Raw genomic sequence first — 10760 nt, 5'->3', positions numbered from 1 at the left:
TGTGGCAGCCGCCGGCGTCGGTGCTGGCGGCCGGTGTCAGATGCGGCAGGCGTCAATGCGGCTGACGAGGATTGCCCGCGCGCCGACGCTGTAGAGCTTGTCCATGAGTGTGTGCTGGTCGGCTGAGGGCACCATGGCCCGGACGGCAAACCAGCCGCGATCGTGCAGGGTTGACACGGTCGGGCTTTCAAAGCCCGGGGTGATGGCGATCGCCGCTTCGAGGTTCTCTTCGGCAACGTCGTAGTCGATGAGCACGTAGTCGCGGGCGACGATGACGCTTTCCAGGCGGCGCAGCAGGATGTCAGTCCTGAGCTCGATCTGCTTGGGGTCTTCGGCTTCGCGCGGCGGACCGTCACGGCCGATGAGAACGCCCTCCGAGCGCAGAATCGGCTCGCCGATTGTCTCCAGTCCCGCGGCGCGCAGGGTGGTGCCGGTTTCGACGACGTCCGCGATAGCGTCGGCAACGCCCAGCTGGATGGACACTTCAACAGCCCCGTCCAGCGGCACGATTGATGCGCTCATCCCACGCTGCTTAAGATCCTGCTGGACGAGTTCCGGGTAGGAGGTCGCAATGCTCTTGCCGCTGAGCTCACTCGGGTCGGCAAAAGCGCCGGCGGGACCGGCGTAGTGGAATCGTGAAGCTCCGAAGCCCAGGGACATGATCTCTTTGGCTTCCGCACCGGATTCGAGCAGAAGGTCGCGACCGGTGATCCCGATGTCGAGGATTCCCCGCCCGATGTACACCGCGATGTCGCGCGGGCGCAGGTAGAAGAACTCGATTTCGTTGACGTTGTCGGTGTGGGCCAGCGTCTTCGCGTTGGGCCGCAGCGAGTAGCCGGCGGCGCGGAGCATCTCCGTGGCTTTTTCTGACAGTGATCCCTTGTTGGGAACGGCGACTCTGAGCACAGGGGCCTTTCTTACAGGTACCGGTAGATGTCTTCGGGGGTCAGTCCGCGTGCGAGCATCATGACCTGCAGGTGGTAGATCGCCTGGGAGATCTCTTCGGCCAGTTCGCTGTCCGACTGGTATTCGGCAGCCATCCAGACCTCAGCGGCCTCTTCGACAATCTTCTTTCCGATCTGATGCACTCCGGCGTCAAGTTCGGCGACGGTCGACGACCCTTCCGGGCGGGTCTCCGCTTTGGTCTTCAATTCGGCAAAAAGCTCGTCAAAGGTCTTCACGGTGCCAGATTAGTACACGGCTCAAGCGCGATGTATCGCGGCTCACGTTGTGGGAATCTCAACTGATCACGCACGAGGTGCCGGCTGCTCAGGCTGTTTCCTCACCGTGGATCGTGGCGGCGGCTGAGGACGGTGAGGAAATCGTCTGGCGCGATCTCTTGGCCCAGTCGCGCATGCCCATGAGAACCATGATGAGGAAGATGAAGTAGACGATTCCGGAGAACAGCAGTCCGCCCATGACGGCCAGCGGGATGCCCACAAGGTCAACCGCCAGCCACACGAACCAGAATTCGACGATCGCCTTGCCCTGGGCGTACATCGCAACGAGTGAGCCGATGAAGATATACGCGTCCGGGTAGGGGTTCCACGACCAGTCCCCCAGTTTCAGCACCGTGCCGAATACGGCGGTGCCCACAATGAGAGCAGCCAGCAGAACGGCGCGCTCTTTCCAGGTGGCCCAGCGAACCTCGATCGAGCCGGTTTCGCTCTTCGATTTCTGCCACGTGCTCCACCCCCACACGGCGGCGGCGATGATGACCACCTGTCGGCTGGCGTTGCCGCCCAGGTGGGCGGACAAGGATGCGCTCAGCAGCAGGATGGAGCCCAGAATCTGCACGGGCCATGACCACACGCTGCGTTTGAGTGCGAGTCCCACCGTCAGCAGGGCGAAGATGTTGCCGATGAGGTCTGACCACGGGACAGGTTTGCCCGCCAGCCAGAAAGCCGGGGTGTTGAGGATTCCGAAGAGGTCGGTCAGCAAGCGTGTTCTCCTGCGAGTTCACGCAGACGCGCAATCTGCGCGGCAGGATTGTCGGCACCGTAGACCGCGGAGCCTGCCACAAAGACGTCGGCGCCGGCCTCTGCCGCGCGGCCGATCGTGTCCTCGGAGATCCCCCCGTCCACCTGGACGGTCAGCTCGAGATTGGCAGCCGAGATCGCTTCGCGGATCCTGCGGACCTTCGGCAGGCACACGTCGAGGAACTTCTGTCCGCCGAAGCCAGGTTCGACGGTCATGATGAGCACCTGGTCGAATTCGCCGAGCAGGTCAATGAGCGGTTCGACGGGGGTCGCCGGTTTGACCGCAACGGAGGCCTTTGCACCCAGGCGGCGCAGTTCACGCGCTGTGCGCACCGGAGCGGCCGAGGCCTCCAGGTGGAAGGTCACTGACTCGCAGCCCATTTCGGCATAGACCGGTGCGTGCCGGTCGGCTTCAGAGATCATGAGGTGCATGTCCAGCGGGATGGGCGAGACAGCCTTGATTCGCTCAACAACGGGCGGGCCGAACGTGAGGTTGGGCACGAAGTGGTTGTCCATGACGTCGACGTGCGCCATGTCGGCGTCGGCAATTTTTGCCAGTTCGCGGTCGAACTGCGCGAAGTCACAGGACAGGATGCTGGGGTTGATGGAAATCGACACGAGTGTCCTCTCAGGCTGGGCGGCGGATGAGGCAGATGAACATGCCGTCGGTTTCGTGAACGTGGGACCACAGCTGAGCAGCGGCACCGTCACCCACGGCGGACGAGGCGAAACTTTCGGCTGGCTGTCCCGTCACCCGGGCCAGGTGGTCGGGTGTGTTGAGAATCTGCACCGCGGGGGTGTCTGCTGCGAAGGCGCGGACCACGTCGAGGGTTTCGTGCTTGTGCGGTGAGCACGTGGAGTAGGCGATGACGCCGCCGGGCGCACACGCCTGCCATGCGGCACGAAGAAGGCCGTCCTGCAGCGGGCGCAGTGTGCGCACGTCTTCGGAGCTGCGCCGCCAGCGCGCTTCCGGCCTGCGCCGCAGCGCACCCAAACCTGAGCAGGGAACGTCCACGAGCACTCGGGTGAAGTCACCGGGATACGCTTCGGCGAATTCGCGTCCGTCACCTTTGAACACTTCGACGGTGTCGGCAAAAGCGCGCGTGCTGTCGACCACGAGGTCAGCTCGGTGACCTGACGCATCGAGGGCTGTCACGGGCACACCCCGCTCGGCTGCCGTGGCGGCCAGAATTGCGGTTTTGCCGCCGGGGCCGGCGCACATGTCGAGCCATTCGCCCTCGGGAGCTTCTGCCTCCAGCAGGGTGAGTGCTGTCAGCTGGGAGCCTTCGTCCTGCACCCGCGCACGTCCCGTTCGCACCGCCTCGAGATTCCCCGGGTCACCGCGGTCGAGAATCACACCCAGGGGTGACAGCTCGGTGGGAGTTCCGGGAAGTTCGCTGCGGTCCAGTCCCGGCAGTGCCGTGAGAACGACGGGAGCAGGATCGTTGTGGGACTGCAGCAGCAAATCGATTTCCGCCGAACTGCGCCCGTGAGCTTCGAGGGCCTCCCGCAGGGCGCTGACGATCCATGCCGGGTGCGAGTACCGCAGGGACTTCGCCTGGTCTTCGGGCAGACCGGCTGTCACGAGTGCCAGCCAGTCGTCATAGCTGCGCTCACCAATCCGGCGCAGGACGGCGTTGACGATCCCGGATGCACGCGGCAGCGACTGCTTGATGACTGCTACCGTTTCGCCGACTGCCGCGTGGTCGGGAATGCGCATGGCCAGCAGCTGGTGCGCTCCCATCCGCATGGCATTAAGCACCGGGATTTCCAGGGTGTTGACTTTGCGGGACGCCGCTTCGGCGATGATCGCGTCGTAGAGACCGCGGGCGCGCAGCGTTCCGTAGGTCAGTTCGGTTGCCAGTGCCGCATCATCAGCGCGCAGGCGCGTGCGCGCAATCTTGCGCGGCAGCAGAAGGTTGGCATAGGCGTCGTCTTCATCAACCGCGACGAGCACCTCCCACGCGAGGATGCGGGCGAGGTTCGCTTTCTGCGGGTTGTTCCGGCCCCGACTGCGACGAGCGTCAGGCCGACTCATGCGCCCTCACCCAGGTCAAAGCTGACGCCGGGGTTGCCGCGCAGGAAGTCCGCGGCGGCCATGCGCTGCTTGCCGAACGGCTGGATTGTCTCGATGAATACCGGATGGCTTCCCGTGCCGATCAGCATTCCGCCATCGGCACTGGCGGTGTGTCCCGGTTCAAGCGAGCCCTCGGCTGGTGCGAGCGGGCCAAGCTTAGTGCGCTTGCCGTCGATTGTGCTCCACGGTCCCGGGGCCGGCGAGGTGCCGCGCGAGCGGGCAATGAGCTGTTCGGCTGACTGCTGGAAGTCCAGGTGCGCATCAGCGGCGGTGATCTTGGGTGCGAGTGTCCCCTCGGTCGGCTGCCGAGTGAACTGTGCTGTGCCGTTTTCTACCGCGGTGAGAGCATCCGCGAGAACAGCCGCGCCCTTGTCGGCATAGTCGGCAAGAGCCGCGCCTGCGTCGACGTGGTCAAGCGGCAGTTCGAGTGCGCTGACGATGTCGCCAGTGTCCATCCCCTCATCAAGTCGGAACACGGTCACACCAGAGGTGGTGTGCCCGTCGATGAGGGCGCGTTGGACAGGAGCGGCACCTCGATAATCGGGAAGAAGCGAGAAGTGGAGGTTGTACCAGCCCAGGCGGGCGGCCGCGAGTGACCGCGGTCCGGCCAGCGCCCCGTAGGCGACGACCGCAACGGCATCGACCTTAAGCTCTTCGATCTGTGTCACGACATCACCGACCAGACGGCTGGCCTCAATGACGGGAAGACCGAGTTCCTGCGCTGCCATCTTCACCGGACTGGGCGTCAGAACGCGCTTACGTCCGACCGGCGCATCGGGTCGGGTGAGCACAGCTGCCACGCTGTGCTGCGAGGCGACGGCGCGCAAGGAGGGAACGGCGGGTTCCGGAGTGCCGGCAAACAGGATTCTCACGCAGTTCAGTCTAGTGGGCGGCTGCTGTCACAGGGCGTCGGGATCGTCCATGCGGACGCGAATCTGCACGTCGCCGCGCATTGACCGGCTGGCGGTTTCGGCCGCCAAGTGTTCTGAGAGCGTGCTGCCAGTCGAAGCGGGAATGCCGAGAACCGCCGTGACGACGGATTCATCGACCTCGTCGCCGGGGCGGGTGAAGCGCGACCGGGGCGGGCCGTCGCGCAGTTCGTACAGCCGCGCGTCGAAGTCTTCACAGCAGCCTTCCGCAACGTCTTCGACCGCTTGGCGTGCACCCGTGACCTCGGCTGTTCGCCAAGCCGGCGGGAACCCCGCTTCCGTACGATCCGCGAGTTCTCCCGCGGCGTAGACTTCCGGATCCCAGCGGGTCAGGGTGCGGACGACGTCCGGGTCATCATCCAAGATGAGAACACGGCCGCCGACACGGGAGGGGCGGACCATGGCTGCCGCCCGCATGCGCCTGGCAATTGCCCTGTCAGTTGCTCTGAGCACGGGGCCAGGCCACAGAGTGTCGAGCAGAACCGCAGCCGCATAGCCGCCGTCCACATAGGGTTCAGCACCCGTTGAGGCAACGACGATGTCCGCTGGAGCGTCCAGCCTGGAGAAGATCTTGCTGCCGCCGGAGCGCACAACCGTGAAGCCTGGAAACGCGCGCCCCAGCTGAGCGTGAATCCCGTCGAGTCCCGCACTGCGGAAGCTGAAGCGCCTACTTCGGCAGCTGCGGCACGCCAGCTGCTCGATGTGCCATCCGCACCGCGCACACGCAAAAGGGCCTTCCGGCCCGGCGGCGCTCAGCGGCGCTTCGCACGACGGGCAGAGCGCAGGATTGCCGCACCCCGTGCAGGTCAGAAAAGTCGAATAGCCGGTGCGCGGAACCTGCACGAGAACCGGGCCGACAGCGGCCTCGCTTTTCGCTCGGCCCAGGGCACCCCGGATCACGCTGAACACAGCCTCGGGCAGCTGTGTCAGATCGCTGATGCTGCGCTCTGTCTGCGGGCGGAACACGACGGGGGCTGACTCGCGCCGCTCCTGGCGGGAGGTGCGCAGCTCCCCCACCCAGCCGGCGCCGATCAGAAACTGCACGTCGACCGTGCGCGTGCGGTCAAGAAACAGAAGAGCCGCACCCGTTCGGCGAACACGTTCCTGCAGAACGAAGCGGGCGTGCGCATACGGTGCTCGGCCGAAGAGATAGGAGTCATTGCCATCATCGAACATCAGAATGAGTCCGAGGCTCTGCATCGGGGCAAAAGCTGCAGCCTGCATCCCCAACACCAAGCGCGACCGTCCGGTCAGCACCCGAACCCACGCGGCCCATCGCGCTTCCGGTCCCTGGTCCGCACTGAGCACGGAGGTGAACTCACCAAGAGCGCCCAGCTGGCGTTTGACTGCCTCGAGTTCCCGATAGTCGGGCACCAGCCACAGCACGGTCCGCCCCTCGGCGATGACCCGCGCGGCTGCCTCAAACCCGAAGCGCACCCAGTCGACACCACCGGAATCTCCCGGCAGAACCGTGTAGGCGCCCCTAGGTCCAGCTTCGGGCTCTGACCGTTCAGATGAGTTCGCGTTCTCAGCCCACGACTTCAGGGCCGCGAGGTAATCGGCTTCGGCGGCTGGGACAAGGTCGGCCGGTGGGGCCTCAAGCACAGCGCGGGCAGCCTCAGCTGCCCCGTCAGGATCACCGGGTGCAGACTTCAGAACGTTCTTTTCACCGCGGGCGTGGCGTGCGGGTACACCCAGCCTGACAACATCCGCCGTCGTCCCGGCAAAGCGCGCAGCAACAGCCTGACAGAGGCCGTACAGTTCCTCACCCAGCACGGGAAGCGGCGAAACGACAGAGGCAAGGGGTGCGAGTTCACCATCGACATCGGTCGTGTCCGTGCGCTCGACGATGAAACCGGAAAGCTTCCGCCCTGAAAAGCGAACCCGGACGCGAGCTCCGATGACCGCCTCATCAGCCTGCTCCTGCGTTACGGCGTAGTCGAACAGACGATCCAGGTGCGGAAGCGGGGACTCCAGCAGGACGCGCGCCACGGGACGGTCCTCAGCAGGCTGTGCACCGCCGCGGATCCTCAGGCGAGGCTCCTCAGCGTCTGCGAACAGCTGAGCGTCGTCCACGGTTCTCAGCTGAGATAGGACTTCAGCGCATCGGCGCGGTCAGTGTTCTCCCACGTGAAATCAGAGTCTTCGCGGCCGAAGTGGCCGTAGGTCGAAGTCTTGCGGTAAATGGGACGATTGAGGTCGAGCTCGGCGATGATCGCCGCGGGGCGAAGGTCAAAGACCTCGCGCACCGCGCCGGCCAGCTTCACCGGATCGACTTCGCTGGTGCCGAAGGTTTCGACGTAAAGGCCGACGGGGCTGGCAGCACCAATCGCATAGGCCACCTGGACTTCTGCACGCTCAGCAAGACCCGCGGCGACGATGTTCTTGGCCACCCAGCGAGTTGCGTAGGCGCCCGAACGGTCAACCTTCGACGGGTCCTTGCCGGAGAAAGCGCCGCCGCCGTGACGGGCAAAACCGCCGTAGGTGTCGACGATGATCTTCCGGCCGGTCAGACCGGCATCGCCCATCGGTCCGCCCGTGATGAACGGGCCCGCGGGGTTGATGAAGTAGTTGGTTCGCGAGGTGTCAAGCCCGGACTCTTCCAACACCGGGTCGACCACGTGGGCGCGGATGTCTTGGGCGAGCTCAGCGTGGGTCACGGTCTCGTCGTGCTGCGTGGAAAGAACAACAGCTTCGACCGTCACAGCCTTGTCGCCGTCATAGCCCACCGTCACCTGCGACTTACCGTCAGGGCGCAGGTACGGCAAGGTGCCGGACTTGCGAACTGCGGTGAGCCTTTCAGTCAGCCTGTGCGACCAGTAGATCGGCGTGGGCATGAGGGTCGCAGTCGAATTGTCCGCATACCCGAACATGAGACCCTGATCGCCAGCACCCAGGGAGCTGTAAAGATCGGTCGTACCGGAGCGGGCCTCCAGCGAACGGGTCACGCCCTCGGAGATGTCGTTCGACTGAGCGCCGATCGACAGCGAAACGCCGCAGGTGTGGCCGTCGAAGCCCTTGGACGAAGAGTCGTAGCCGATGTCGGTGATGACATCGCGCACCAGCTGTGCGATGTCGGCATAGCCGGAGGTCGTTACCTCGCCGGCGACGTGCACAAGACCGGTCGTGACCATCGTTTCGACAGCAACGCGGGCGCGACGGTCCTGTTCGAGGAGGGCGTCAAGCACGGCATCGCTGATCTGGTCGCAGATCTTGTCCGGGTGGCCCTCGGTTACGGATTCAGAGGTGAATTGACGAAGTTCAGACACGCTTCAATCCTATTCGACCGCGTGTTTCGCGATCGTTTCCATGACAGAAACCGACACATCGGCTTTTTCTCCGGTGAATTCGCCGAGCCCCACGACGCCCGTACCCGTCAGGGCGAGCACTTCGACGTGCGTGGTGTCGTGGCCGAAGGTCTTGCCGTCGGACACGTCGTTGAATACGAGGATGTCGCAGCCCTTGCGCACGATCTTCTGCCTGGCCAGTTCCGCAGCGGTGGTCTCGGGACTTCCCGTTTCAGCTGCGAATCCGACGATCGTCTGGCCCTCACGGCGGTCGGCAACAAGACCGGCGAGGATGTCGGGGTTCTGCACAAGCTCGATTGTCAGTCCGGCGTCGCCGTCCTTCTTCATTTTGTGGCCGGCTGCCTGAGCTGGACGGTAGTCAGAAACAGCGGCAGCCATGATGACGATGTCAGCTTCTGCTGCCTGTGCACGACACACGCTTTCCAACTGGGCGGTGGTTTCGACTTCGCGAATGTCAATGCCCGACGGCAGGGTCTCAAGAATCGCAGAATCGACATTCGCCGCAGCCAGAACAACCTCGGCTCCAAAACGGTGAGCGGCCGCAGCAAGAGCCGCACCCTGTTTACCCGATGAGCGGTTGCCGAGGAAGCGAACCGGATCAAGCGGTTCGCGCGTGCCGCCGGCGCTGATGAACACCCGGCGGCCGGCAAGCAGTCCACTGTCAGAGCTGTGTGTACGAGGCGATGCCTCACGGTGAACCGACAGAGCGAAGTCCACGATGTCCTGCGGTTCGGGCAGACGTCCCGGCCCGGAATCAGCACCGGTCAGACGACCCGATGCGGGTTCGAGGACGTGCACACCACGTGCCCGCAGAACCGCGACGTTGTCGACGGTGGCCGGGTTGAACCACATCTCGGTGTGCATGGCGGGAGCAACCACGACAGGCGCGGTCGTGGTGAGCACCGTGGCAGTCAGAAGATCATCGGCCATGCCAGCGCGAATGCGCGCCAGGCTGTCCGCCGTTGCCGGGGCGATCAGCACGAGGTCGGCCTGCTGGCCGATGAGCACGTGTTCGACCTCTTCGACGCGGGTGAAGACGTCAGTCTGCACCGGCTGACCAGAAAGCGCTTCCCACGTGGGTGCGCCGACAAAGCGCAGAGCGCTTTCGGTGGGAACAACGCGGACGCTGTGTCCCGCTTCTTTCAGAAGTCTGACTACGTGAGCCGCTTTGTACGCGGCAATGCCCCCGGTGACGCCGAGAACGATGTTCACAGTGCGTCGGGGTCCAAGCTGAAGTCGAACTCTTCTGCGAGAGCTTCTTCCTGAGCGAGTTCTTCTGCAGTTGCCTCACGGCTGACGAGCTTGCCTTCGTTGATTTCGCGCAGGGCAATCGACAGCGGCTTTTCGCCGGCTTCCGGAGTCACGAGCGGACCGACGTTTTCCAGCAGTCCGTCCTGCAGCTGTGCGTAGTACGAGTTGATCTGGCGGGCGCGGCGTGCGGCCTCGATGACGAGTTCGTACTTCGACGGCGTCACATTGAGCAGATCGTCGATCGGCGGGTTGGTGATGCCTTCGGGGTTAACAGTCAAGAAATTTCTCCACATTCACCTAGGGGTGTCTGATGACAGTCCCATCAAGTCTACTAGTTCGGCAGCCGCTGCTGAAACATCGGTGTTGACGATCACGTGGTCGAATTCGTCCTGTGCCGCCAGTTCAGTGCGCGCGGTCTCAAGGCGACGGGCAATCTGTTCGGGCGTTTCGGTGCCGCGGCCGGTGAGCCGGCGGACGAGTTCGTCCCAGCTGGGTGGAGCCATGAACACGAAACGCGCATTCGGCGCGTGCTCACGCACTTGGCGCGCCCCGTCGAGGTCGATCTCCAGAAGCGGCGCCAGACCGTCGGCCAGGGCCTGCTCGACAGGGCCCGCCGGCGTTCCGTAGCGGTGTTTGCCGTGGACGACCGCGTATTCGAGCATTTCGCCCGCATCAATGAGGTCGTCGAATTCGGCGTCAGTCACAAAGCGATAGTGCTCGCCGTCGACTTCGCCCGGGCGAGGATCGCGTGTTGTTGCGGACACCGACAGCCACATGCGGTCAGCGCTGTTCTTGGCATGCTGGACGACGGTGCCCTTGCCGACCGCGGAAGGGCCGGTGAGCACGGTCAGAACTGGTTCACTCAAATTTCTCCAATAGCGCGGCTCGCTGGTGTACGCCCAAGCCTCTGATACGACGAGACATGGCGATGCCGACTTCTTCCATAATGGCCTCTGCACGTCTGTCCCCTACCTTGGGGATTGCGCGCAGGAGGTCATAGACCTTCATTTTCTGCAGCGCCTCGCTGTCACCCGCTTCCGCGAGCACCTGGGCGAGCGTCTTCTTGCCTGATTTCAGATCTGCTTTGACTTCCGCCCGTTCGACACGAGCGTCAAAGGCCTTGCGCAGGGCAGCTGATCGCTGCTCCTCAGTCAATGGCGTCAGTACCAATGTGTCCCCCTCCTCAAGATCCGTTAAATAGATCGGGACACTCGCA

Annotated in this window: 12 protein-coding genes; all 12 read right to left on the bottom strand. The window is 64.1% G+C overall.

The window, feature by feature from the left end; translation table 11 throughout:
• Positions 1-36: 36 nt before the first annotated feature.
• Positions 37-906, bottom strand: a complete 870-nt coding sequence (gene hisG / locus HMPREF3172_RS06790) for an ATP phosphoribosyltransferase (RefSeq protein ID WP_062021174.1) — start codon at positions 904-906, stop codon at positions 37-39.
• A gap of 11 nt (positions 907-917) precedes the next feature.
• The gene (locus HMPREF3172_RS06785; RefSeq protein ID WP_019175105.1) at positions 918-1181 is read right to left on the bottom strand and encodes a phosphoribosyl-ATP diphosphatase; all 264 of its coding nucleotides are present in this window, start codon (positions 1179-1181) and stop codon (positions 918-920) included.
• An 88-nt stretch (positions 1182-1269) separates the two neighbouring features.
• Positions 1270-1941, bottom strand: coding sequence for a nicotinamide riboside transporter PnuC (gene pnuC, locus HMPREF3172_RS06780; protein ID WP_062021172.1), 672 nt, complete (start codon positions 1939-1941; stop codon positions 1270-1272).
• Positions 1935-2597 (bottom strand): ribulose-phosphate 3-epimerase, encoded by a 663-nt coding sequence (gene rpe, locus HMPREF3172_RS06775; RefSeq protein ID WP_070423507.1) that lies wholly within the window; start codon positions 2595-2597, stop codon positions 1935-1937. Before rpe ends, pnuC begins: the two co-directional genes overlap by 7 nt.
• Positions 2598-2607: 10 nt before the next feature.
• A complete protein-coding gene (locus tag HMPREF3172_RS06770; protein ID WP_070516387.1) occupies positions 2608-4017 on the bottom strand; it encodes an RsmB/NOP family class I SAM-dependent RNA methyltransferase in 1410 nt (469 codons plus the stop codon).
• Positions 4014-4928 (bottom strand): methionyl-tRNA formyltransferase, encoded by a 915-nt coding sequence (locus tag HMPREF3172_RS06765; RefSeq protein ID WP_070516385.1) that lies wholly within the window; start codon positions 4926-4928, stop codon positions 4014-4016. Before HMPREF3172_RS06765 ends, HMPREF3172_RS06770 begins: the two co-directional genes overlap by 4 nt.
• 27 nt (positions 4929-4955) lie before the next feature.
• Positions 4956-7061 carry a primosomal protein N' family DNA-binding protein gene (locus HMPREF3172_RS06760; RefSeq protein ID WP_083281454.1) on the bottom strand — a complete coding sequence of 702 codons (2106 nt, stop codon included), beginning with the start codon at positions 7059-7061 and terminating at the stop codon, positions 4956-4958.
• Positions 7062-7066: 5 nt separating this feature from the next.
• Positions 7067-8254, bottom strand: a complete 1188-nt coding sequence (gene metK, locus HMPREF3172_RS06755; RefSeq protein WP_070516382.1) for a methionine adenosyltransferase — start codon at positions 8252-8254, stop codon at positions 7067-7069.
• A 9-nt stretch (positions 8255-8263) separates the two neighbouring features.
• Complete coding sequence (gene coaBC / locus HMPREF3172_RS06750; protein ID WP_070516380.1) at positions 8264-9505, bottom strand: bifunctional phosphopantothenoylcysteine decarboxylase/phosphopantothenate--cysteine ligase CoaBC; 1242 nt, start codon at positions 9503-9505, stop codon at positions 8264-8266.
• Positions 9502-9822: a DNA-directed RNA polymerase subunit omega gene (rpoZ, locus tag HMPREF3172_RS06745; RefSeq protein ID WP_141741601.1), complete on the bottom strand. Its 321-nt coding sequence runs from the start codon at positions 9820-9822 to the stop codon at positions 9502-9504. Before rpoZ ends, coaBC begins: the two co-directional genes overlap by 4 nt.
• A 15-nt stretch (positions 9823-9837) precedes the next feature.
• A complete protein-coding gene (gmk, locus tag HMPREF3172_RS06740) occupies positions 9838-10410 on the bottom strand; it encodes a guanylate kinase (protein WP_070516377.1) in 573 nt (190 codons plus the stop codon).
• Entirely contained in the window at positions 10403-10714 is a 312-nt protein-coding gene (gene mihF / locus HMPREF3172_RS06735; protein ID WP_061943028.1) for an integration host factor, actinobacterial type, read from the bottom strand. The genes gmk and mihF overlap by 8 nt, the downstream gene beginning before the upstream one ends.
• Positions 10715-10760 lie beyond the last annotated feature (46 nt).

The organism is Brevibacterium sp. HMSC08F02, assembly GCF_001807555.1.
GTDB classification, from domain to species: Bacteria; Actinomycetota; Actinomycetes; order Actinomycetales; family Brevibacteriaceae; genus Brevibacterium; species Brevibacterium ravenspurgense.
This window is presented reverse-complemented; position numbering and strand designations above follow the sequence as displayed.